This is a genomic window from Levilactobacillus sp. HBUAS70063, from assembly GCF_038374745.1.
Taxonomy (GTDB): domain Bacteria; phylum Bacillota; class Bacilli; order Lactobacillales; family Lactobacillaceae; genus Levilactobacillus.
Genome location: NZ_JBANSM010000005.1, coordinates 46984 through 71880, shown reverse-complemented (window position 1 = coordinate 71880; position 24897 = coordinate 46984). Strand labels below are relative to the sequence as shown.

The 24897-nt window shown below is 50.6% G+C and carries 18 protein-coding genes; 14 read left to right on the top strand and 4 right to left on the bottom strand.

Annotated elements, in window-relative coordinates:
- Positions 1-20 precede the first annotated feature (20 nt).
- The 9 genes from V8I28_RS08910 to V8I28_RS08870 all read left to right on the top strand — a co-directional run bounded on the left by V8I28_RS08910 (position 21) and on the right by V8I28_RS08870 (position 14755).
- Positions 21-824, top strand: coding sequence for an AraC family transcriptional regulator (locus V8I28_RS08910; protein ID WP_341779772.1), 804 nt, complete (start codon positions 21-23; stop codon positions 822-824).
- 331 nt (positions 825-1155) lie between these two features.
- Positions 1156-2355 (top strand): ROK family protein, encoded by a 1200-nt coding sequence (locus V8I28_RS08905; protein WP_341779771.1) that lies wholly within the window; start codon positions 1156-1158, stop codon positions 2353-2355.
- Between the two features lie 296 nt (positions 2356-2651).
- Positions 2652-4007 carry a xylose isomerase gene (xylA, locus tag V8I28_RS08900; protein WP_341779770.1) on the top strand — a complete coding sequence of 452 codons (1356 nt, stop codon included), beginning with the start codon at positions 2652-2654 and terminating at the stop codon, positions 4005-4007.
- Between the two features lie 116 nt (positions 4008-4123).
- Positions 4124-5632 (top strand): xylulokinase, encoded by a 1509-nt coding sequence (gene xylB / locus V8I28_RS08895; protein WP_341779769.1) that lies wholly within the window; start codon positions 4124-4126, stop codon positions 5630-5632.
- A 408-nt stretch (positions 5633-6040) separates the two neighbouring features.
- Entirely contained in the window at positions 6041-7414 is a 1374-nt protein-coding gene (locus V8I28_RS08890; RefSeq protein WP_341779767.1) for a sugar porter family MFS transporter, read from the top strand.
- Between the two features lie 237 nt (positions 7415-7651).
- Positions 7652-9685, top strand: a complete 2034-nt coding sequence (locus V8I28_RS08885; protein ID WP_341779766.1) for a right-handed parallel beta-helix repeat-containing protein — start codon at positions 7652-7654, stop codon at positions 9683-9685.
- A 369-nt stretch (positions 9686-10054) separates the two neighbouring features.
- A complete protein-coding gene (locus tag V8I28_RS08880; protein ID WP_341779765.1) occupies positions 10055-11425 on the top strand; it encodes a sugar porter family MFS transporter in 1371 nt (456 codons plus the stop codon).
- 135 nt (positions 11426-11560) lie between these two features.
- Complete coding sequence (locus V8I28_RS08875; RefSeq protein ID WP_341779764.1) at positions 11561-11935, top strand: iron chaperone; 375 nt, start codon at positions 11561-11563, stop codon at positions 11933-11935.
- Between the two features lie 258 nt (positions 11936-12193).
- The gene (locus V8I28_RS08870) at positions 12194-14755 is read left to right on the top strand and encodes a YfhO family protein (protein ID WP_341779763.1); all 2562 of its coding nucleotides are present in this window, start codon (positions 12194-12196) and stop codon (positions 14753-14755) included.
- Positions 14756-15404: 649 nt separating this feature from the next.
- On the opposite strand, the gene V8I28_RS08865 is transcribed toward V8I28_RS08870, so the two are convergent.
- Complete coding sequence (locus V8I28_RS08865) at positions 15405-15917, bottom strand: universal stress protein (protein ID WP_341779762.1); 513 nt, start codon at positions 15915-15917, stop codon at positions 15405-15407.
- A gap of 31 nt (positions 15918-15948) precedes the next feature.
- Entirely contained in the window at positions 15949-16461 is a 513-nt protein-coding gene (locus tag V8I28_RS08860) for a YbhB/YbcL family Raf kinase inhibitor-like protein (protein ID WP_341779761.1), read from the bottom strand.
- A 193-nt stretch (positions 16462-16654) separates the two neighbouring features.
- Between V8I28_RS08860 and V8I28_RS08855 the strand changes: the two genes are divergently transcribed.
- Both V8I28_RS08855 and V8I28_RS08850 read left to right on the top strand, forming a co-directional pair.
- Entirely contained in the window at positions 16655-17821 is a 1167-nt protein-coding gene (locus V8I28_RS08855; protein ID WP_341779760.1) for an ArgE/DapE family deacylase, read from the top strand.
- 630 nt (positions 17822-18451) lie between these two features.
- Positions 18452-19210 (top strand): potassium channel family protein, encoded by a 759-nt coding sequence (locus tag V8I28_RS08850; protein ID WP_341779759.1) that lies wholly within the window; start codon positions 18452-18454, stop codon positions 19208-19210.
- 639 nt (positions 19211-19849) lie between these two features.
- Here V8I28_RS08850 and V8I28_RS08845 read toward each other — a convergent pair.
- The gene (locus tag V8I28_RS08845) at positions 19850-20353 is read right to left on the bottom strand and encodes a hypothetical protein (protein WP_341779758.1); all 504 of its coding nucleotides are present in this window, start codon (positions 20351-20353) and stop codon (positions 19850-19852) included.
- A gap of 316 nt (positions 20354-20669) precedes the next feature.
- Here V8I28_RS08845 and V8I28_RS08840 point away from each other — a divergent pair, with 316 nt between their 5' ends.
- Complete coding sequence (locus V8I28_RS08840) at positions 20670-21533, top strand: aldo/keto reductase (protein WP_341779757.1); 864 nt, start codon at positions 20670-20672, stop codon at positions 21531-21533.
- Here the strand turns inward: V8I28_RS08840 and V8I28_RS08835 are convergent, their stop codons facing one another.
- Positions 21534-21896, bottom strand: a complete 363-nt coding sequence (locus V8I28_RS08835) for a hypothetical protein (protein WP_341779756.1) — start codon at positions 21894-21896, stop codon at positions 21534-21536.
- Between the two features lie 325 nt (positions 21897-22221).
- On the opposite strand from V8I28_RS08835, the gene V8I28_RS08830 reads away from it, so the two are divergent.
- Positions 22222-22752, top strand: a complete 531-nt coding sequence (locus V8I28_RS08830; RefSeq protein WP_341779755.1) for a GNAT family N-acetyltransferase — start codon at positions 22222-22224, stop codon at positions 22750-22752.
- A 353-nt stretch (positions 22753-23105) separates the two neighbouring features.
- Entirely contained in the window at positions 23106-24566 is a 1461-nt protein-coding gene (gene nhaC, locus V8I28_RS08825) for a Na+/H+ antiporter NhaC (RefSeq protein WP_341779754.1), read from the top strand.
- Positions 24567-24897: the final 331 nt, after the last annotated feature.

The window sequence follows — 24897 nt, the reverse complement described above, 5'->3', positions numbered from 1 at the left end:
TAGCTGATGGAGTTGAAAGTATGCGCTATAGCTTTGGAGTCACGGACTATTCATTGCCGTTGTATATTGACAGTATTAGTAATCGCTGGCCACAGGAGACGATCAACCGCAAGAAGGGTTATCCTTACGTTCATTGGCTACAAACGATTTCTGGAGTTGGTGAAATTACAGTTGGTGATCAGTGTTTTGAGTTACGATCTGGACAGGGTGTTTTGATCGATAAGGATGTGCCGCATGCTTACCATGCTGTGAGTGGAGAATGGTTGACCGCTTACTTTACATTTGGCGGTGAGCTGATTACAGAGATGCTGGCAACGTTACGATTTAGCCAATATATCCAGATTAAAGAACCCGATCAGCAGTTGATAGAATTTGTTGATCGAAGTTATCAGCAGATTCAAGCTAAAAAAGTTGATACGTATCAGGCTTCGGTACTGGTCTATGAATTTCTATTGCTAATTAAGAAAAATCAGATTAAGAATGATGTTAATCCACACCTAATGGCGGTCATTGTGACGCCGATCTTGGATTACATTAAGACCAATTACATGCATGATCTTAAAAATGCTGATTTTGTTGAGCAGACGCATTATAGCTTACAGTATATTTTGGAAGTATTTCGGGCTTACTTTGATAGTTCGCCACATCATTTGCTTATGGATTATCGGGTTAGAAAAGCCAAGGAACTTTTGGCTAATTATCCCGACAGAAGCGTGGAAGAGATTGGAAAGCAGGTTGGTTTTCGGACCAATAGTTACTTCATTACCACGTTCAAACAGCGGGAAAAAGTGACACCAGGAAGCTTCCGAGCATTTTTTCAATAGAACTTCAAAAAAGAAACGATACTGCAATTTTGGTACCGTTTCTTTTAGCGTCAATGATTAACGACAGCCAATTCTGTTACGCCAGTAACCTAATCGTGGCGTGAATTGAAAAAAATATGAACAAATTTAGCGTAAACGGTTGAATTTTCACAAGGGGTGGGCGATACTATGGTTAGTTGGTTCACTGAACCATGATATCAGTTTCTGTTATCGCTTCCATTCGAATTATAAGCAAGTCGGTCGGGTACCCGGTTAGTTGGGCTATCCGCCGCACTAACGGTAAGGACTTGAGAAGTGGTGCAAGAACGACCGAGCGATAAGGAGGGATTGGATGGTTCGTCGTAGTATGAATCGTAATCAGTTGCATGACCAGAACTTGAAGTTCGTCTTGCAACAGATTTTTAATAACCATCCCACCTCGCGGATCGAGATTTCTCACCAGCTTCACCTAAATAAGTCAACGGTTTCATCGTTATACAACACCTTGATGGCCGATGGTTATTTGACAGAATTAGGTTTGGGGGAGGCCTCCACTGCGGGTGGGCGCAAGCCGACGTTAGTTGAAATTAATCGTAATTACGGCTACACGTTAACGTTTGATTTGGGCTATCGGCACTTGCATGCGTTGGCAACCCGTTTGGACGGGCACATTTGGCAGTATGACCGGATTGAAACGAAAGACCAGTCGATTCACGAGATGGTGGACCGCATTCGGCAGTACATTGCGGCTACGCAGAATGCGGATACCAGTAGTCATGGCCTTTTAGGAATTTGTTTCTCCATTCACGGCATTGTCATGAACAACCAAGTCGTGACCTCGCCATTTATTGATATGGATGGCGTTGACCTGGAGAAGGTATTCACGGATGATTATCACGTTCCCGTGGTTTTGGAAAACGAAGCCAATTTGTCTGCCGTTTACGAGCGAGACTTCAATGGTGCGCGGAACCTAAACAGTGCCGTGACCATCAGTATTCACCGTGGGATTGGTGCCGGGGTCGTCTTGCACCGCGACCTGTTCCGGGGTGAACATGGGGATGCCGGTGAAATTGGCCGGACAGTCGCCAGTCTTCAATTCGACGATGCGGGCAATGCTCGACCGATTCACGCCGAGGATATCTGTTCCGAAGACGCGATTATCCAGCAGGTTGAGGAGCGCAAGGGCCTGAGCAATCTGGATCGAGACGACATTGTCCGGCTCTATCAGGATAAAGATCCGGAAACAACGAAGATCCTGAAGACTTTCGTTACGGGAATCGCCGGGTTGATTTACAATACCATGCGGACGCTGGATCCCGATGCTTTCTTCATCAACTCACCGTTAGTAGAGGAGCTTCCCGATTTATTACCAAACATTCGGGCGGCATACCGCAAGCTATCGGAAAACGATGACCGCGGGATTGAATTAACCAACAACGCACGACTGGCTACGGTACTCGGTGGTTGTTCGCTGATTACCCATCGTGTCCTGAACTTGAATGGTTATGAATTGAATTTTGAACGGCCTAGCGCTGAGGCGACTGAGGCTTAGACAAGAAATGAAGTTTTGATACGTCATTGGCCTGATTCTAGAAATCGTTTTTATGATTTCTAGAATCTTTTTTTTAGATACGCTGGGTTTGTGTTAATTAAGGAAAAAACGCGTCGCTTACTCAAAATCATTGATTGAAGGATTAGATATAAAACGTTGCTACACCGCTCTCCGCAATCGCTAACATTTTTTTAAATCTTTTTCTCGAAAACGCTTGCATTAACGATAAAACCTTGTATAATTGAATTTGTAAGTTGGTTGTCGCAACGAACTAACTAGGAGGGTTTTTATAAATTATGGATACTAAAACAAGTTACTGGAAGGGTATCGACAAGATTCAATATGTCGGCCATCAAGATAAGAAGTCTGGCTTAGGTTTCCAATACTACAATCCGGAAGAAGTTATTGCCGGTAAAAAGATGAAAGACTGGTTACGGTTTGCCGTTGCTTATTGGCACACCTTTGATCAACGCTTAGTTGACCCATTCGGTGATGGAACTGCTCAACGTCCATACGACAAGTACACTGATCCTATGGACTTGGCTTTAGCCAAGGTTGATGCTGCATTCGAATTTTACGACAAATTAGGTGTAGATTACCTTTGCTTCCACGATCGTGACTTAGCTCCAGAAGGCGACACTTTACGTGAAACCAACAAGAACTTGGACAAAGTCGTTGACAAGATCGTTGAATACCAAAAGACGAGTGGCATGAAGGTTCTGTGGAACACGTCAAACATGTTCACCAACCCTCGCTTCGTTGAAGGTGCCGCAACTTCTCCATACGCCGATATCTTTGCTTACTGTGCCGCTCAATTGAAGCACAGCTTGGAAATTGGTAAGCGCGTTGGCTCTGAAAACTATGTCTTCTGGGGTGGCCGTGAAGGTTACGAATCACTCTGGAACACGAACATGAAGGAAGAACAAGAACACGCTGCTAAGTTCTTCCACATGGCTAAGGACTACGCTAACGAAATTGGCTTCGACGCACAAATGTTGCTCGAACCAAAGCCAAAGGAACCAACGACTCACCAATACGACTTCGATGCCGCAACCACGATCGCATTCATGAAGGAATACGACTTGGATAAAGACTTCAAGTTGAACTTGGAAGGTAACCACGCCAACTTGGCTGGCCACACTTACCAACACGAAATCCGTGTTGCACGTGAAGCAGGCCTGTTAGGTTCATTGGATGCCAACCAAGGTGACAAGTTGATCGGCTGGGATATTGATGAATACCCATCTAACTTGTACGAAACGACTGCTGCAATGTACGAAGTCGTTGAAAACGGGAGCATCGGCCCTCGCGGTGGTTTGAACTTCGATGCTAAGCCTCGTCGTTCATCATTCGCCCCAGAAGACCTCTTCTACGGCCACATCGTAGGTATGGATAGCTTTGCTGCCGGCTTACGGGTTGCTGCTGCTATGAAGAAGGACGGCTTCTTAGACAAGCTCAAGGCTGACCGTTACAGCTCATACGAATCCGGTATCGGTGCCGACATCGAAAGCGGCAAGGCTGACTTCAAGTCCCTTGAAAAGTACGCTATCGACAAGCCACAATCAGAATTGATTGCTGCTACGCACTCCGATCACTTGGAAGAAGTCAAGGATACGATTAACCACTACATCATTGACACGCTGAGCAAGTAATCGCGAACTTTGCGAAAATAAATATCAATAGAATGGCGGACGGACGGTGTGTTCGTCCGCCATTTTTATGACATCAAACACTTAACAGACGAACCGACAATTAGGAGGAATGACCGATGGGAAAGTACGTACTCGGTGTTGACCTAGGGACGAGTGCCGTTAAGGTTTCAGCACTAGATCACAGTGGGCAGATTGTCGCCCAAGAGAGTTTTGATTACGATTTAATTCAGAAGAAGCCTGGTTATAACGAGCAGAACCCAGAGGACTGGGTTTCCGGAACGACGGTAGCGATTGTTCGGTTGATTTTAAACGACCACCTCAGCGCCACCGACATCGAAGGCCTGAGCTTTTCTGGCCAGATGCACGGGTTAGTGCTCCTGGATAAGGACAAGAAGGTCTTGCGGCCATCTATTCTGTGGAACGATACCCGGAGTACGCCACAGCGTGAAGAGATTGAGGCCAAGATGGGTGACGAATTCGTTGACATCACCCGGAACCAGCCGCTGGAAGGCTTCACGCTGACCAAGTTGTTGTGGGTCAAGGAAAACGAACCCGACATCTGGGCCCAGGCAAAATACTTCGTGTTGCCTAAGGATTACGTCCGTTACCGCATGACCGGGAACCTGGCTATGGATTACTCCGATGCCACCGGGACGGTCTTACTCGATGTCGCCAAGGGTGAGTGGAGTAAGAAGATTTGCGACACCTTCGATATTCCGTTGAGCATGTGCCCACCATTGATTAAGTCCGTTGATTTTGCAGGGACGGTTACACCGGCCTACGCCGAGTTCTCTGGCTTGACGACGGCCACCAAGGTCTTTGGTGGGGCGGCCGACAACGCCGCTGGTGCCGTGGGTGCCGGGATCTTACATCCCAACATGGTGCTGTCGAGTATCGGAACTTCCGGGGTGGTCTTGAAGTATGAAGACACGCCAGACGTTAACTACCACGGCGTTGTGCAGTTCGAAGACCACGCTATTCCGGATAAATACTACTCCATGGGCGTTACGTTGGCCGCTGGGTACTCACTCAGTTGGTTCAAGAAGACCTTCGCTCCTGCCGAAGATTTCACGGAATTCGTAGCGAGTGCGGCGAAGTCGACGGTTGGTGCGAATGGTCTGCTCTACACGCCATACATCGTGGGTGAACGGGCACCGTACGCCGATGCCGATATCCGGGGAAGCTTCACCGGGGTCGATGGGACCCACACCCGGGCCGATTTCGTTCGGGCCGTCCTGGAAGGGATCGTCTTCTCCTTCAGAGACTTGTTTGATATTTATGAAGAAAATGGTGGCGACTTTGATACGGTCGTTTCCATCGGCGGTGGCGCCAAGAGTCCTCTGTGGCTCCAGATCCAAGCCGACATCTTCAACCGCAAAGTGGTCAGCCTGAAGAACGAACAGGGACCAGGCATGGGGGCCGCCATGATTGCGGCAACCGGCCTCGGCTGGTTCGACTCCCTACAGGACTGCGCCGAAACGTTTGTTCATTTCGGTAAGGCCTACGAACCAAACCCAGAAAATGCGGCGAAGTACGCCAAAATGCACAAGATTTACAAGCAGGTTTACCAACAAACCAAGAGTATTAGTGCCCAATTGTTGGATTACCGGCGTGAAGAACTTTAACGCAATGTCACTGAAGGTCCGGAATGATTTCCGGACCTTTTTTCGATCCCCTACTTAATACTAATGTAAAAAATAACAGAATTGTCTCACGTTTCGGCGAATTAGTTTTGGCGTGTGAGAATAATTTAATTTTTAAGTATAACGCGAGTAGTCGAAGAGCCTGAGCCGTTCCCGGTAGGATAAGGCTGGTGACTAGGACAACACCGGGAAACATTAAACTTAGCCGTTTCTAATTATTCGTGTAGAAAGCGCTTTCAATTAGGAGAAAAATGTGCTATCCTAGGAACATGGTTGGTTGGTAACCTCAACCAACCACTGGACAACCAACTTACACGTTCAGCTATACTTCTTTACATACATTGCCACTGCTGACACTACGGCAAATGCCGCAATTAAGGAGCGATATCTATGCGAAAAGTTTCGACCGGATTTGTTTACTTTTTCGGTGCATTAGGTGGATTGCTGTTTGGTTACGATACTGGGGTTATTTCCGGGGCCATTCTGTTCATTCAAAAGCAAATGCACTTAGGATCCTGGCAACAGGGTTGGGTTGTGAGTGCCGTTCTCTTGGGCGCCATTCTTGGGGCGGCTATTATTGGACCATCTTCTGACCGGTATGGTCGGCGGAAATTATTGTTATTATCTGCAATTATTTTCTTCGTTGGGGCGCTGGGTTCCGGGTTTGCACCGGAATTCTGGACATTGATTATCTCACGGATCATCTTAGGGATGGCCGTGGGGGCCGCCTCTGCTTTGATTCCAACGTATTTGGCCGAATTATCACCGGCCGATAAACGGGGAACCATGTCGAGTCTGTTTCAACTGATGGTGATGACCGGGATCTTATTTGCCTACATCACCAACTACGCCTGGGCCGGCATCTACACCGGTTGGCGGTGGATGTTAGGATTTGCGGCAATTCCCGCAGCTTTGCTCTTCTTAGGTGGGTTAATTCTTCCCGAAAGTCCTCGGTTCTTAGTGAAGATGGGACACTCCGACCAAGCGCGTGAAGTTTTGGATACCATGAACAAGCACGATACGGCCGCCGTTGATAAGGAATTGACCCAGATTGAAGAACAGGCCAAGATGAAAAACGGTGGCTGGAGTGAACTCTTCGGTAAGATGGTGCGGCCATCCTTAATCATCGGGTTAGGCTTAGCCATTTTCCAACAGGTCATGGGCTGTAATACGGTGCTGTACTACGCGCCAACCATCTTTACCGACGTTGGTTTCGGGGTCAACGCGGCCCTCTTAGCCCACATCGGGATTGGGATCTTTAACGTGATCGTGACGGCCATTGCCGTGATGATCATGGACAAGGTAGACCGGAAAAAGATGCTGATTTACGGGGCCATTGGGATGGCCGTCTCCCTGTTCGTGATGAGCTTTGGGATGAAGTTCTCCGGTGGCTCACAAGCCGCTGCGATCATCTCGGTTATTGCCTTGACCATCTACATTGCCTTCTTCTCCGCAACCTGGGGTCCAGTGATGTGGGTCATGATTGGGGAAGTCTTCCCATTGAACATTCGGGGATTGGGTAACTCCTTCTCCAGTGTGATTAACTGGTCGGCCAACATGGTGGTTTCGTTGACCTTCCCAACCCTGCTGAACTTCTTCGGGACTGGGAGTCTGTTCATCGGTTACGGTGTACTGTGCTTGTTGGCCATCTGGTTCGTTAAGGTTAAAGTCTTCGAAACGCGGAATCGTTCGCTGGAAGAAATCGAAGCAACGTTACGGGAAAAAGCCGGTGCCAACGCAACCGACTTAAGTTCTGCTAAATAAGTTATTCAGGGAAGGATCGTTCCGGTGAGGACGGTCCTTTTGTCATGCGCGTGGGGAGTCGTGCCGAGGCAAAACGGTGGGCGAATCCAGTGAAATGTTAAGAGAAATCCTCAAAAAATATGAAATTTATTCAAACGGACGGGCCATCAAACAGCTAAAATAATAAATGTAAGCGTTTTATAAAAGGTGAACCGTAACGCAAGTTAGAGAAGATTAAATCTAAGGAGGCAGTTTTTCATGAAGATCTATGTTGATGCTCAAGCGCTCCACGACGGTAATGGGACTAAGGAAGCGCCGTATAAGCAGATAAACACGGCCGCTCAAGTTGCCCAACCCGGCGATGACGTCTTGGTATTTCCAGGAACTTACCGAGAATATGTCAATCCTAAGCATGGTGGGACTGAAGACGAACGGATTACATATCGCAGTGTTGAACCCTTAAAGGCCGTGATTACCGGTGCGGAAACTGTAAAAAATTGGCAACAATATCAAGGCAATGTCTGGGTTAGCCGGATTAACAACGGCTTGTTCGGCAGCTACAATCCCTACACCGAATTTGTTATGGGGGATTGGTACTTTGGCCCGGTAAATAAGCACACGGGTGCCGTTTACATGAATGATCGCCAGTTCTATGAAACGACGTCGTTGGACGAATGCATTGCGGCCAAAGTTTATGTGCGGTCTTGGGAACGCAAAAACTCCGTTTACAAGTGGTATACCGAACAGGACACCGACCGGAATGAAACGGTCATCTACGCCAACTTTCAAGGAAAGAATCCTAACCAGGAAGATGTTGAGATTAACGTGCGGCGCGAGGTCTTCATGCCCCAAGAAACCGGTATTAATAACATTACAGTGAGTGGCTTCAATATCAATAAAGCGGCCACGACTTGGGCACCGCCTGCATCTTACCAAGATGGAATGATTGGGCCGCACTGGTCTAAGGGCTGGATTATTGAAGATTGTGACATTAGTCATAGTCGTTGTGCCGGCATTTCCCTAGGAAAGTACGAAGATCCGGTCAACAATCAATACTTCACCTACAAACACGTGAAGAGCCCAACTCAAATGGAACGGGACGCGGTTTGTCGTGGTCAATACCATGGCTGGTTAAAGGAAAACATCGGTCATCACATCATCCGGCGGAACAATATTCATCACTGCGAACAAGATGGGATTGTCGGTCGTCAAGGTGGCGTCTTCAGTATTATTGAAGACAACCATATTCACGATATCAACAACATGCAGGAATTGGCCGGTGCCGAAATCGCCGGTATCAAGATGCATGCGGCTATCGATGTTATCATTCGGCGCAACCACATTAACGATTGCACGATGGGGATTTGGACCGACTGGGAAGCCCAAGGGACGCGGATCACGCAGAACTTACTGGATCACAACTATGCGCCAACTGGGACGGCGGAACGGATTGTCGGGGCGATGCAAAGCCAAGACATCTTCGTTGAGGTTGGTCACGGCCCAACCTTGATTGATAACAACTTACTGTTGTCTAAGGCCTCATTGCGACTGGCAACGCAAGGTGTGGCTTGTGTCCACAACCTGATGTTAGGGTCCATTACCTCGATTGGTGCCAACACCGACTTCTTCGTTGATGGGAAGAACCAGCCACGGTTCACACCTTACCATATTCAACACCGAACAGAAGTTGCCGGCTTCATGACCATCCTGCACGGGGACGATCGTTTCTACAACAACATCTTCGTGCAGAACTGGCCAGTCGAAAAACCAGAAGAAGAAACGCTGGTTGACCGGGAGCATGAGGATACCGAACAGGTCGGAACGAATGGGTTTGATGAGTACCCAACCTATGACGAATGGTATGCGCAATTCAGTCAGGTTGATGGCACGTTTGCCAAAGAAACGGACATGAATGATTTGATGAGCGCCCACTATGGTCACTTGCCAGTCTGGGCTGCTGGTAACGTCTACTTTAACGGCGCCAAGGCTTGGAAGAAGGAAACGGACAACTTGGTCAATACAAGTGATCAGGTCACGGTTGACTTGGTTGAAGACGGTGGCAAAGTTTCCGTTAAGACGAACCTGTACGACCTAATGGGTGACTATTACGAAGGCATCATTACCACGGATACGTTGGGTGAAGCCTTTGAACCAGAACAACGTTATGAACAACCAAACGGCGACGATATCATCTTTAATGAAGACTACTTCGGTAATCATCGTGGCGTTTCGACGGTACCTGGTCCGTTTGTATCTGGTGAAGATGCTAGCCAGCCGCTGTGGCAAGAATAAACGCTTAACCACGGGGACCACGCTATGACGGCGGGTCCTTGGAGAAGAGAAGGTTGTCCCTAGTGGGCAATCTTTTTGTTTTTTTAGAATAACGTCATCAGATGTAGATTCGACGATAATTGTGTACAGATTAGGTAAAGATTACGGATGACAGCGCCGGGGGAATAGATTGGTAATACCAATTTCATTTTCATACGAAAAGGCGATCGTGAAAAAAGTTTTAACAATTTTACGGTAAACGCTTTCAAAAATAAAATGTAAGTGCTATCATAGATTCATAGTTGGTTGCCGCAATCAACCAACAAGTTGCTTGTCAACTTGCATATTGCATAATTCAGCGGTGATGAGCCGTAAAAGGAAGTAATATTAATGCGAAAAGTTTCGACCGGATTCGTTTACTTCTTCGGTGCCTTGGGAGGTCTCCTCTTTGGGTATGATACCGGGGTAATTTCAGGAGCGATTCTGTTTATCCAAAAGCAAATGCACCTGGGATCTTGGCAACAAGGCTGGGTCGTTAGTGCCGTTCTATTGGGTGCCGTTTTGGGTGCCGCAATTATTGGGCCATCGTCTGACCGGTTTGGTCGGCGGAAGCTCTTACTGTTATCTGCTATTATTTTCTTCGTTGGGGCTTTAGGTTCTGCATTCTCACCAGAGTTCTGGACGTTAATTATTTCGCGGATTATCTTAGGGATGGCCGTTGGGGCCGCCTCCGCGTTAATTCCAACGTATTTGGCTGAATTGTCACCTGCCGATAAGCGGGGGACCATGTCCAGTCTGTTCCAACTGATGGTCATGACCGGTATCTTGCTGGCCTACATCACCAACTACTCCTTCGCTGGGATGTACACTGGCTGGCGTTGGATGTTAGGCTTCGCTGCCATTCCAGCCGCCCTGTTGTTCTTAGGTGGGTTGGTCTTGCCAGAAAGTCCACGGTTCTTGGTTAAAACGGGTCACATTGATAACGCCCGCGAAGTCTTGGATACCATGAACAAGCATGATACCAAGGCGGTTAACAAGGAATTGGTTCAGATTCAAGAACAAGCTAAGATTGTGAGTGGTGGCTGGAGCGAACTCTTCAGTAAGATGGTTCGTCCATCCTTAATCATTGGTTTAGGTTTGGCCATCTTTCAACAAGTCATGGGCTGCAACACCGTGCTGTACTACGCCCCAACCATCTTTACCGACGTTGGTTTTGGAGTTAACGCCGCACTGTTAGCCCACATCGGGATTGGGATCTTTAACGTGATTGTAACGGCGGTTGCCGTGATGATCATGGATAAGGTCGACCGGAAAAAGATGCTGATTTACGGGGCCATCGGGATGGCCGTTTCCCTGTTCGTGATGAGCTTTGGAATGAAATTCTCCGGGGGATCACACGTTGCTGCGATCATCTCCGTTATCGCCTTGACTATCTACATTGCCTTCTTCTCCGCAACTTGGGGTCCAGTCATGTGGGTTATGATTGGTGAAGTCTTCCCACTGAACATTCGGGGCTTAGGGAACTCCTTCTCCAGTGTGATCAACTGGGGGGCCAACATGATCGTTTCCTTAACGTTCCCATCCTTACTGGACTTCTTCGGTACCGGGAGCCTGTTCATCGGTTACGGTGTGCTGTGCTTGTTGGCCATCTGGTTTGTCCACGCCAAGGTCTTCGAAACGCGGAACCGTTCTCTGGAAGAGATCGAAGCAACGTTGCGGGCCAAGGCTGGTGAAACTGAACCGGCTAGTGCCACGAAATAACGACAACTGATTTTGGGTAAAATTGAGGTGACTCCTGAGAGGGTGACCTCTTTTTTCTGCGCTCAAGTTGGCCGGTCTTCGGCGAAAACATGCTATACTAAACGAAGATTCATCAAAACGATGTGGGGTGAGCAGATGATTACCGAATTTGAAGACTATTTACGTAAGATTGACGATCCCAGCCAACAGGCGCGGGTCCGGGAGGTCTTGACCTGGGTTCAGACCGAGTTTCCCCAGTTAAAACAGCGTTACGCGTGGAACCAGCCGATGTTTACCGATCACGGGACGTTTATCATCGGCTTTAGCGTGGCCAAGCCACACCTGGCCTTTGCGCCGGAGGGCCCGGCGATGGTTAAGTTTGCCGATCAAATCGCGGCCAATCAGTACAATCCGGGCAAAAAATTCGGGCGGATCAAGTGGACCCAACCGGTTGATTACGACTTGCTCCATCAAATCATTGCGTTTAACATCGCCGATAAGCTGGCCTGCACGACCTTCTGGCGTAAGTAAATAATCACGACTGGCGGCCTAAAAAGGGGTCGCCTTTTTGGTGTGTCCGGTCTAATTATTAAAGGGATTATGCAAGCGAAGTTTACATTCCGATAGGGCCCCAATCGTTAAGGGGAAATGGTACAATAGGAGCAGTTTCACGTGCTGCGAAACCGCAGTAGATTCGGCTAGAAGGCTGGTGAGACCGTCAGTGTTCGGGGATGTTGACGACCGTGCCGGCCACGGAGTAGTTTGGGTTATCGGGGAGATTTTGGGAAAATGCGACGAGAAAGACAGCGGTTCAACCACTGGCGGCTACCCGTTTTGGCGGGAATACTAGCGCTAGCGATGTTAACCTTTTTATTCGCCATTCGGGGCGTTACCCCTTTTGGCGATCACAACCTTTTAATTGGGGACCTAGGCACACAGTATGTGCCATTTTTTACAGATTTTACGCGACTGGTTCGCGGTCACGCCTGGAATCTATACAATTTCCATCAGGCGTTTGGCGGGAGTTGGGTGCCGGTAATCGCGTATTACCTACTCAGCCCCTTTAACCTTCTGTTGATTTTCTTCAAGGCCAGTCAGATTCCGATCGCGCTGGCCGTGATTATTCTATTAAAGATTGCGACCATGGCCGGGACCATGACGTTTTATTTGCAGGAACACTGGCGCACGCAACGACCGTTTGTCATGGCCTTTGGTCTAGCCTTCGCGTTCAGTGGCTTCGTGGCCCTGAACTTCTTTAACCTGATGTGGCTAGATGCCCTGGTCTTTCTGCCTTTGATTACGTGGGGCATCGACCGGCTGGTGATTTCGGGACGCACCGGCGGCTATTTTGGCTGGCTTTTAGTGAGTGTTCTGACCGATTACTATCTGGGATACATGACCTGTCTCTTTATGGTTGGCTACTTTAGCTACATGGTGACGGCGGAATGGCCGGTGGGGCAGGGATTTCGGGCGTGGTTGCGGGCAAAACGTCCCGTGCTGATACGGTTTGTGGCGGCCTCGCTACTGGGTGTCGGCAGTACGTTATTGGTGCTGTTACCCACGGTGCTGAGCATGCTGGAGACGCCTAAAACGCAGGCCCAGTCCGGCAACTTCCATCTGGTTCCCACGTTTGGCCTCGAGTTCTTTAGCCAACTGGGGGTGGGGTCCGCCAATTACCTCCAGCGGCTCAACCATGGTCCAGCCATCTTTGTCTCCTCACTGGTGGTCCTACTGGCGGTAGCCTACTTCGGCCTCCCTCAGGTTAAGGCGCGGGCCAAGGGACGTGCCGCGGGCCTGCTCCTCTTTCTTTTTCTGGGGATGTGGCTCCGAGGATTCAATACGGTCTGGCACCTGATGACGCCGCCCGCCGGGTATCCATTTCGCAATAGTTTCTTCTTCAGCTTCGTGCTGATTCTTATTGCCAGTAGCGCTTGGCAGGCGGGGGTGACCCACCTCTCGCGGCGGTGGCGCTGGGGCATTCCGGTCGGATTCGGCAGTCTCATATTGCTGGGGAATAGCCTCATTTCCCAGATGCAGACGCTGACCCAGTCCAGCTACTACGCCAGCCTGCAACCGGTCAACTGGCCGGCCGTGATGACCGGTCTGGTGATTCTGGCCGTGACCGCGGCCGTGCTCTGGGGTCGACCGGGACATGCCGGCTGTTTGGGGGCGCTGGTGGTGATCGAACTGGTCACGAACTTTAGTTTTGCCCTCATGGGTGTGGACTACGGGAATCAACGGCGTTACGCTCAAGCCTACGATCAATCCGTCAAACGACTCCACGCCATCACCTCGACGCGGACCCTTTATCGGATTCGCAACGACACACCGACTGTGGCGCCGGGATTTCAGGGCCACTACAATCCCTACAATGACGGCCTGTGGCTCGGGTATAACGGCACCACCGCCTATAGCTCCACCATTTCGGCGAATACCATCACGATGGCGAAGAATCTGGGGTTGTATACGCGTAACGAGCGGCGGCTGAGTCATCAAGGCTTTACCCCGGTGACCGAGATGCTCTTCGGAATTCGGCAGAAATTAACCCGGTCCGGGAACGTCACGGTGGGCAGTTATAGCGGGATGGGCTTTGCGGTGAGTCCGCGCTTCACCACCCTTACGCTCACGCCTAATGCGCTGGCCAATCAGGAGAAAATCCTGCAGGCGTTGCGGCCCAGTTACCGTGCCTACTTTGTACCGATTGCTGGCGGCCACGACCAAGTCAAGGCCATTTGGCGGGTGAATAACCATCCCACCAACTTCGTGTACAATCACGTGTGGCATGTGACGCCACGGGCAACCGGTCGGCTGTATCTCTTTGACCCCAGCAGTTCGAGTAAGTATTCGACGATGAGCGTCAATGGTCAGCGGGTGGCGCCTGAAATGCAGACGGATGGCAATACCAGTGTCATTAACCTGGGCGAATACCGGCAGGGCCAGCCGTTGATCATCAAGTACGCCAGCAATCGCCCCACACCGAAATCACTGGAGGTGGTAACGCTACCGGCCAGTCGGATGGCGGCCGTTCATCGGTCGGTGAACGCTCACGCGCTGAGTCTCCGGCGACACCAGGGGCATTTGCACACGGCTTATCGGTGGACGCTGACGGCAACCCCCACGAAGCGTTGGGCCTACCTGAGTGTCCCCCAGGAGCAGGGCTGGCGGATTACGGTAAATGCGCAACCGGTTAAGCCCCGAACCGTGTTGGGTGACATGACGGCGGTGCCGGTGACGCCGGGGCAGAATCGGATCGTCATCAGTTACCACGTCCCGGGGAGCTTACTGGGGCTAGCGGCGACGCTCATCAGTGTCCTGACCTACCTGGCTTGCTGGTATCGAAAATGGTTGTAAGTTAAGCGAATGCGGTTACAGTTTCGCAGTGGAAAGTGGTCGCCTTACCGTTCGCCAAATATGGGTTGGATCGCGGTGGGCGGACGGGCCGAGCCACAGTGCGGTCTCGACACCTCGCTTTGAGCCGAGAAATCACGTCTCAAAGACGCCAGTTCCCTAAGCGGCATGAACCCGCGCCACTAAGGGAACTCCCACGGCTGAACCCATATTTGGCTCACTCACGGCTGCGAGAGTGCTGACCAGCAACCAATGGCTTACCCCGACGTAACAACCAACCTGTCGATAAACGACGGCGTTACTGATAAAAATCATGCCCGCCGGAGATCGCCAGGGGTGGAGCCAGCTGTGTTGACGCTGTAAGCTGAGGGGGCTTCTCAGCTTACAGCGTGGGGCGACTTGGGAGACTTGCGGGTTTGGCAAGGCTTCCAAGCGAACCGGAAGCCCGCTTTCCAGGCTGGAGGTGGCCCCCACAGCAGGCGGAACCCTTGGCAGGTGCAGGCTCCTGGTCTTACTAATTTTAGTGGACAGAACACTGCCGTTCCGGGAATCAACGCGTTGATTCTACTTTCAACCTTTAGCAATCAGAAAAAATAAGCACCGTCATCACCAATTTAGGCGATGACGGTGCTTTTCGTATCCAGTGAAGACGTTAAAGTTTAGGCTGGTCCTGGTTTTCAACGGCAACTTGTTTGGTATCCACGAGTTGACCTTGTTCATCGGTTCTGACGACCAGCACGTCGACCTTAGCCATTCGACTGACGTAGGCGGTGACGGACCCTTCGACCATCTGGGCCACGGCGCTCATCCCGGTGGCCCCCAGCATGATCAAGTCATTCTGGTGGTCTCGCACGAACTCGTGGGCAATGACCGTCTTGGGATTGCCGAACCGCACGTGGATGTCGAGGTCTTTAAAGCCGGTGGCCGCCGTCGTCGTTTCCATGAGCGACGTCAAATAAGACGTGGCGTCCGTGGCCAGTTCGTGGATGACACTCCCCGGCATGGAGCCGCTCGCGTAGAAGCCGTAGTGGTTGATCCGCAAGACGTTGAGCAGATCGATGTGAGCGTGGTTGCGTTGGGCCACGGTCACCGCCTTCTTCAAGGCCAGTTCCGCCTGAACGGAGCCGTCCACGGGCACGAGGATCTGTTGATATTGTTGTCCCATAATTAGCCTTCTTTTTTGAACGAAATTAAGGTTAGACGCGACCACGCAACGTAATCGTGGCGGTATCTAAGACGTGGCCATTAATTTGATGGAGGAGGTCGTTTAACCAGAAGCCATCGGCCAGGTCGAGCTTAGTATTTAACGCGTAGATGGTCAGACTGTAGTCGTGATCGGCGTTGGGTGGGAACGGCCCCGTGTAGTTTTGGTAAACCAAGGGGTCCGTGTTGCCCACCAGGGAGCCGGCATTGCTGTTGCGGCCATGCACGTGGGGGATGGCGTTCGTCCGAGAGACGTCCATGGGAATCTCCCGGGTACTGCCAGGGAAGTTGGCGGCAACCCAGTGAATCCACGGAAAGCCACTGACGGGAACGGCATCGAAATCAATGAGGTTCAACGCTAATGTTTGGGTCTTCTTCGGAATCTTATGAAGCTTGATGGGGAACGACTTGACGGGTTGCCCGCCGTAGACGTCATCGCCCGTAGCGTATTTGCTAAATTCATCGGCTAAAAAGCCATTTTCTTCGGTTGGCACAACGATTCGCATGAAATCCCTCCTAAATGTTAAGCACACTCTTCATTATACCGCAGTCAAACCCAAGTCGCGAATATTCATGAATAATGTATAAAAATACGAATAAATAGAATATTACTAATATAATTGCAAAATTAGCTTGATTTTTGCACGGAAGGGCGTATGCTAAGAACAACTTAACGAACCGATGAAAGGATTGACGCGGATGACACCCCAAGCAAAGATTGAGATTTTACAGCATTTAATTCAGATTCCTTCAGTAAACGATCACGAGGCCCAGGTGGCCGACTACATCGCCAGCCTGTTTGCCCCGTATCCCCAAGCGCAGATTGAAAAAGTCACTTACGCACCGGGCCGGGACAACCTGGTCGTGACGATTGGCCAAGATGGGCCGCAGCTGGGTTTGTGTGGTCACATGGATGTCGTGGCCGCCGGCGATGAATCCGCCTGGCAACATGCGCCCTTTGCCGGCGAGGTAGTGGGGGACCAGCTCTTCGGTCGGGGCGCCTCGGATATGAAGAGTGGTCTAGCTGCGATTGTCATCACGATGCTGGAATTTTTGGAACAGGGCACGTCATTGCCAGGAAGTATTCGGTTGTTAGCGACCGTGGGGGAAGAGACCGGGGAGTATGGTGCCGCTCAACTCACCGATGCCGGCTACGCCGATCAGCTGGCCGGACTCGTCATTGCGGAGCCTAGTGGGCTGGACAATGTGGTCTACACGGCCAGAGGCGTCATCGACTACAAGGTCGTGTCGACTGGCAAAGGCGTTCACAGCGCTCAGCCGGAGAAGGGCATCAATGCCATCGATAATTTGATGAAATTTTACAATGCCGTGGGACCGGTTATGGCAAAACACACGAAGACCGACCCCGTACTGGGGAGCCTCCTGCACAATGTAGACCTGATTTCTGGTGGCGAGCAGGTTAATTCCATTCCCGCCCACGCCGAACTCATGGCGAACATGCGGACCATTCCCGCCTATCCCAATCAGGTCATCTATGATGAATTGGAAGCCCTGATTGCCCAGCTCAATCAGGAGCCGGGCGTCCAGCTCGACCTCAGTTATAGCTTCCCCGAAGAGGCCATCCCGGGCGATCCGAATGCCCCGCTGGTCCAATTGGCCAAGCAGATTAGCGATCAAATCTGTGGCCACGAGACGAAGGTCGTGGGGTCCGGTGGGGCCAACGATGGTGCCGAATTCTTACGGGCCAAGGCGGACTTTACCAGCATCGAAATTGGTCCGGGCAGCAATACCTCGCATCAAGTCGATGAATACATTTCGATTAAAGAATACTTGCAGGCGATTGAATTCTACGAAGCGCTGGTTCCCGCGTTCTTAAAGCAAACTCAGGCAACCGTTCATAATTAAAGGTTGAAAGGCAAAAATCGACTAAAACTATGGTCATCGCGTAATTCATGGCGTTAATATTAGTCGGTTACAGTTTCGCAGTGGAAAGCGATTGCCTTACCGTTCGCCAAATAGGGGTTGGATCGCGGTGGGCGGACCGGACCGAGCCTGAAAAGCGGTCTCGGCCTCGCTTTGAGCCGAAAGCCCACGTCTCAAAGACGCCAGTTCCCTAAGCGGCATGAACCCGTGCCACTAAGGGAACTCCCATGGCTGAACCCCTATTTGGCTCACTCACGGCTACGAAAGTGCTGGCCAACAACCAGCGGCTTAACCCTACGTAGCAAATAATTTGTCGATAAACGCCGGTGTTGCTGACAAACACCGTCCCACCGGAACCCCTGGCAGGCGCAGGCTCCTGGTTTCACTAATTTTAGTGGACAGAACACCGTCGTTCCGCGAATTTTAGTTCATAATTAAATCTTAGACGCGTTTCTCCGGTAATCATGGGGAAACGCGTCTTTTTGATGGTTGGGAAAATATTAAGTTTGCATATAGAAACTAGCAAACTGTTAAAATTTCGCTCGCTCGGCTAGTAATTTTATACAGGCGGTTTATATTGGGCGTAAGTGTCAACAGGGAGAGGGGAAAAGCATGCTAAAGCGCAAAAAACATCGATTGATGGCCTATCACGTTGGCGTCACGCTTCTCACATTGTTGTCGGTGGGGCTGGTCGTGGTGCTACTTATGGGGTGGGGGCCGTCATCGTTGGAACTCCGGTGGATTAACGGCTTACTGGTCGTCTTCGCGGTGGACTACGCGGTTCGGTTCGTGATGGCCAAGAACCGTAAAATCTTTCTGATTAAATCGGCCTTCGATCTCCTGGGAATTATTCCGCTACACCCCGTCTTCGTGTTCTTTCGATTGGGGCGCCTCGTCCGACTGATTCGCTATCACCACCTTTTCTGGCGCTTAAGGATCACTAGTAAATGGACCCGGGCCTACCACCAATTTATCTACAAAACCGGCTTCATTTACCTATTTTCCATCAGCGTCAGCATCATCGTTCTCAGCGCCTTTCTCTTCTCCCTGACGGAAAAGCAGAGCCTGGCCAATTCCCTGTGGTGGGCGATGACCACGGCCACCACGGTGGGGTACGGGGACGAAACGCCGCATACGGCCTTCGGTAAGATCATTGCCAGCGTCCTGATGGTCGGCGGCATCGGCTTTATCGGGCTGCTGACGAGCACCATCAGTGGGTTCGTGGCGGACCGCGGGCACCAGGTCGTGGCGAAGCAGGAAGACCAGGAGCAGGCCGATCTCAACCAATTACTGGCTAAAATCGAAGTCCTCACCGAGAAGGTCGACCACCTACAACACCAACTAGACGCCACCAAGCATCAAGCTAAATAGAAAGTGTGCCTGGCCTTAAGAAAAAGGAGGGACCAGCCACATTGGCTGAACTAGCCGCCTACCGTTCGCAAAAGTTGTGCTGGATCGCGGTGGGCTGGACGCTGTGAGCCTGAGAAGCGGTCTCACAGCTCGCTTGGAACCGTGAACCCACGTTTCCAAGTCGCCATTCCCTAACCGGCAAAAATCCTGCCGCTAAAGGAATCCCACGGCTGAGCACAACTTTTGCTTCACTCTCGGCTACGGTAGCTGGGGTCAATTAGACTTGGTTTAAAGTCAGTCGACATTGTCAGTGAATTTTGTTGTTAATTAGAAAAGGCATCGCAAAGTTGCCGGTAATTACCACTCGTGCCGGAGGAGGCCAGGAGTGGAGCCAGCCGTGTCGATGGTGTTGGCTGGGGTCCTTTCCCAGCCTACAGCATGGGACGACTCGGGAGACTTGCGGGCTTTGCAAGGCTTCCGAGCGAGGTGGAAGCCCGTTTCTCAGGCTGAAACCGTTCCCCACAGCAGGTGGAACTCCTGGCAGCCGCAGGCAAGGTGGAAGCGTACCGAACGTCATGCTGCTAATTTTGTGTTAGGTTTAGCAGCGATTATTGAATTTTTGCCAAACAAAAAACGCGTTTGCTCCGAAGAGCAACGCGTTTAGCGGACAAACTGTAGATTGTAGTTTCCCTGACCATCCGACGTGATCGTATAGGTGGTGTAGCCAGCCTGCAACCACTGGTTCTTTGATGCCTGTGCCCAGTTCTGTGCGTCTTCCACGGAAGAGAAGGTGTGCACGGAATCAAAGGATGTAGGGTTGTGACTGCTGGTTGAAGAACTCGAGGCGCTACTGCTTGCCGAAGAAGACGATTTCGTTTGCGCTTGGTTCAGCAGCTTTTGTTCCCGCGACTGAACGGCACTGTTCGACTCGTCATTAATCATGTCTTGAAGCTTTTGTTTTTGCGAAACGGTAATGCCGTTATCGTTATAGCCATCGTACTTATTCTTGAAGCTCTCGTAGGCGGATTGTTCGGATACGGATGAAGCTTTGGCAACGAGTGACGCACTGTTACTCGTTGATGAAACGGTATTGGATGCGGAATTGTTATGGTGAGTGATGCCTAAGACCAACAGAATAGCGATGGCCAACGTTAATAGCGTCATGACCCAGGGCCACCAACGCCGCGGTTTCCGGGGCCGCTGACGGGTAGGCCGGTTGGGGTCTTGATTAAAGTTATACCGTTGTACGCGTGATTTTGGTTCTTGGTTGTTCAACTGAAAAACCTCCATGTCAGAAACGGTGTGAAAAAACAAGCTTGCCGCTGAAACGACAAACTACCACACTCTTCATCTTAACGCAAAATGGTCGCAGAAGAAAATTTTAATCTCAAATTTAGTGATTTCCTAGCTTTCTAGCCGCGAAAATTGCTGGCGTATTGTATGATAGTAATGGAACTAAGTTTGAAAGGTGGTTTTTATTTTGCATAATGACATTCCTGAATTACCGCTAAATAATGGTAATCGGATTCCCCAGCTTGGGCTAGGGGTCTTCCAAGTCGATAACGCCGAGGATACGAAGAACGCCGTGAAATGGGCGCTCGCTGCCGGGTACCGGCACATCGACACGGCCGCTTACTACGGCAACGAACAGTGGGTTGGCGAGGCCATTCGTGAGAGTGGCGTCAAGCGTGAAGATATCTTCGTAACGTCCAAGCTGTGGAACAGCGAACGCGGTTACGATGAGACGAAGCAGGCATTTCAGACCACGCTGGACAAGCTGGGCTTCGACTACTTGGACATGTTCTTAATTCACTGGCCAGCTCCCGGCTATGCCGAAAGTTGGCGGGCCATGGAAGACCTGTACAAGGCCGGTAAGATTAAGAACATTGGGGTCTCCAACTTCAATCAAGCACAATTGGAGAAATTAATGGAAACGGCCACGGTTAAGCCGGTCGTTGATCAGATTGAAACCCACCCGTACTTCCAGGAAGACGACTTACACGCCTATCTGGAAACGCAGGGCATCTTACACGAAGCCTGGAGTCCTCTAGGTGGCGGTAAGAACAGCGCCTTGACCGATCCCGTCATCAACGAATTGGCCGCCGCACACGATGTCAGTGCCGCCCAAATCATCTTACGTTGGCACATTCAACGCGAAGAGATTGTGATTCCGAAGTCCACCCACGAAGCCCGGATTCAACAGAACCGAGACGTTTTTGCCTTTGGTTTGGATGAAGATGAGATGCGGGCCATCAGCGCCCTCGATGCCGGCAAACGGGTCGGCCCCGATCCTGCCGATGAGGCGTGGCTCAAGCAATCACAGACGTATTCGAGTCGCAAGTAATTAACGATAACGCGGAATATCTTGTTCCTTAGCCAACACTTCCAGCTGGTCGGTTAATTGGTTAACCACGCTGAGCGGAACCTTGGCAAAGGGGCTGAAGAGACGGGGATGGTCCGGATCGGGCACATCCTGCGTCTCTTTTAATTTGGCAACCATCGCCACGAGGTCGTCCTTGTGATAGCCGAGTTTTTTAGCATAGTAGATGACTTCCCGATAGCTCACGTTTTTAAAGTAAAAGTAGTAACAGAGGCCAGCGGCGGTAAAGTACCAGAAGATGGTCCACTCGAGACCGACTTGCTTAGGGTCAATGATACCGGTGAAGATGGCCACGACCACGAAAGCCACATATAACAAGATTGACATGATCGCCCAAAATCTTTTGGAGGTCATAAAATTCAACTCGATTCCTGAATGATTTCATCTAGTTTACGGAGTTGGCGCCTAGATTTCAAGCTTTTTTTGGTGATAAGTCGGTGAGAGTTCAAACGGGTGGAGCGGTTCCCGGTAGCCAGTCGGTTGCCGGTTCGTGGGATGCTTGAGTCGTTAGCGGATCGGATTATTCACTCAGTTCGTTAAGATTCGTTAAGGGCCATGGTTAAGGGCGTTCGAAAATTTCGCATTTAATGGTGAGTCGTGTATAATAGCACAGTATTGATGCAGACCGCTTTGGAAATGAGAGGTAGAAAAATTGAATTTAAGCTTTGAAACCATCCAATCAGAAGATTATCATCAGGTAGACCAATTGGTAGCGGCGGCCTTTACTCCCGCCCAAGCCAGCGCCGGGACCGAGAGTAACTTGGTTCGTCGGCTGCGGTCAACTTACGATTATCAACCGAGCCTAGAGATTGTGGCCAAGCCGGCGATCGACCAGGTCGTGGGCCATGGCTTGCTGAGCCCGGTCACGGTTCGCGGCAATCGGCATACCACCACCATCCTCGCTCTGGCGTCATTGGCGGTGGACCCCGCCTGGCAGGGACAAGCGATTGGCAGTCAGCTGTTAAGTGAATTGGAATCCCGCGCCCGGTTGGCCGGGTTCTCGGCCGTCAGTGTGGTGGGCGACATGAATTTCTTTGGTAGCCGCGGCTACGTGATGGCAGAAGATTTTTCAATCCACAATAGTCTGGCCGTGCCGATGGGTAGCCACCTCATCAAACCGTTAACGGCTGGGGCTTTGGCCCACGTCGGCGGAATGCTGGAATACCCCACCTCATTTAAATAAATTTTAGATTAGAGGTTGACGGTCTTTTCTCATCGTGCTATTATCAAATCAATCAAATAACGAACGCTAATTTCCATTACCAAGTAGCGTGTCATCTGGGTGTCAGAAAGTCGGTGGTTGCTGCGAACCGATCAGGGTGATTACGACGAAATACAGTGGAATGTCCTGCTCCGGCAGGCGGAGAATAACTAGAACCGTTACCATCTAGTGAGTGGAGTTACTGGGTCTAGAACCAGTGGCTCAAGCTGGGTGGTACCACGGTTGAAGTCTAAATCGTCCCTGTTGCAATGTTGATTGCAGCGGGGGCGATTTTTTGTACATAATCTAGGCATAAACAAAGAGGAGCGATTTCTATGAAAGAACAAAACAGTAAACGCGCATGGAAGCCAGTTAGTTTTGGCGAAGCCATGATTATCTTAATTGGGATGTTATTAATTATGGGTTTGGGCGTCATCAAGTTTGGGTTATCCCCAATGACGCCGGTGTTATTGGTCATTGCATTGGTGATTCTGTGGGCCAAGGTCCGTGGTGCCGAATGGGATGACATTCATGGCGGCATTATCGACGGGATTAAGACCGGGATTATTCCCATCTTCATCTTCCTGTTGATTGGGGCCTTGATTAGTGTTTGGATTGCCGCTGGGATTATTCCATCCATGATGGTCTTAGGGTTCCACTTAATCTCCGCACAATGGTTCGTCCCATCCGTTTTCTTAGTTTGCGCGATCGTCGGAACTTCCATCGGGAGTGCCTTTACCATCATCTCCACGATTGGGATTGCCTTGTTCGGGATGGGGACGGCGATGGGCTTCAACCCCGCATTAGTCGCTGGGGCCATCATCTCCGGGGCCATCTTCGGGGATAAGACGTCGCCGTTATCCGATTCCACCAACTTGGCCTCGGCCATCGCTGAATCCGAATTGTTTGCCCACATCAAGAACTTAATGTGGTCCACGATTCCCGCCTTCTTGGTTTCATTAGTGCTGTACTTCTTGTTAGGGACGGGTGCTTCTAACGCCAACGCGCTGGGTAAGGTTAACCAGACGATTGCCACGTTGAATGGCCACTTCTCCATTACTTGGTGGGCCGCTTTACCTATCATTCTCATGTTCGTCTGCGCTTGGCGGAAAGTTCCATCCATCGCCACGTTACTGTTAAACATTGTCTTAGGGATTGTCATGTTATTCATCGAAAAGCCAAGCACGTCACTGAGCAGTATTGCCACGATGATCGAATCTGGTTTCGTTTCCAAGACGGGAAATGCCAGCGTGGATGCCTTGCTGACGCGTGGTGGGATTAGTGCCATGATGTCCACCGTTTCACTGATTATTCTAACGTTGACGTTAGGTGGTCTGTTGATGAAATTCAACATTATCCAAACGGCCATGGTTCCTTTGGCTCAACGTTTAAAGAACACCGGGTCAGTGGTTACGGCCGCAATTCTTTCTGGGATTGGCGTCAATGTCTTCGTTGGGGAACAGTACCTCTCCGTTATCTTGCCTGGTAAGGCGTTCAAGCAAACCTTTAACGACCGGGGCTTAGACAACTTGGCCTTGAGTCGGGTCTTGGAAGATGGTGGGACCGTTATCAACTACTTGGTTCCTTGGGGGGTTGCCGCCGTCTTTGCCGCCAACACGCTGGGCGTTTCGACGCTGGCTTACTTGCCATTCTGCTTCTTCAGTCTTCTGTCGCCAGTCTTCTCCATCCTCAGTGGGTTCACGGGCGTTGGTCTGAAGCGGTTGCCATCCTCTAACGACCAGAGTGCCACGGCTGCCACGGTGGCTGCACCGCGTCGTGAAGGTCAGGGTGCCTAAGTCTTAGTCGTAAACTGATTTCGCCGGATTCGCCGCTGTGGGCGTCAGGGAAGGTCTAGACTTCACTGACTGGCGACCGGAAATGTCACCATAATTAAATCGTATCCTCTAAAAGACGTGAGCGACTGGGCTCACGTCTTTTCGTTTACTTTCTGAAGGTTGAAGGACGGAAATCAGTTGGAACTACTGTTAGCATGCGACTCATGGCGTCAAAAATAGTCGGTTACGGCCTCACAATGCGAACTGGCCGCCTACCGTTCGCCAAATATGGGTTGGATCGCGGTGGGCGGACCGGACCGAGCCTGAGAGGCGGTCAGCTCCGGACAAAAAT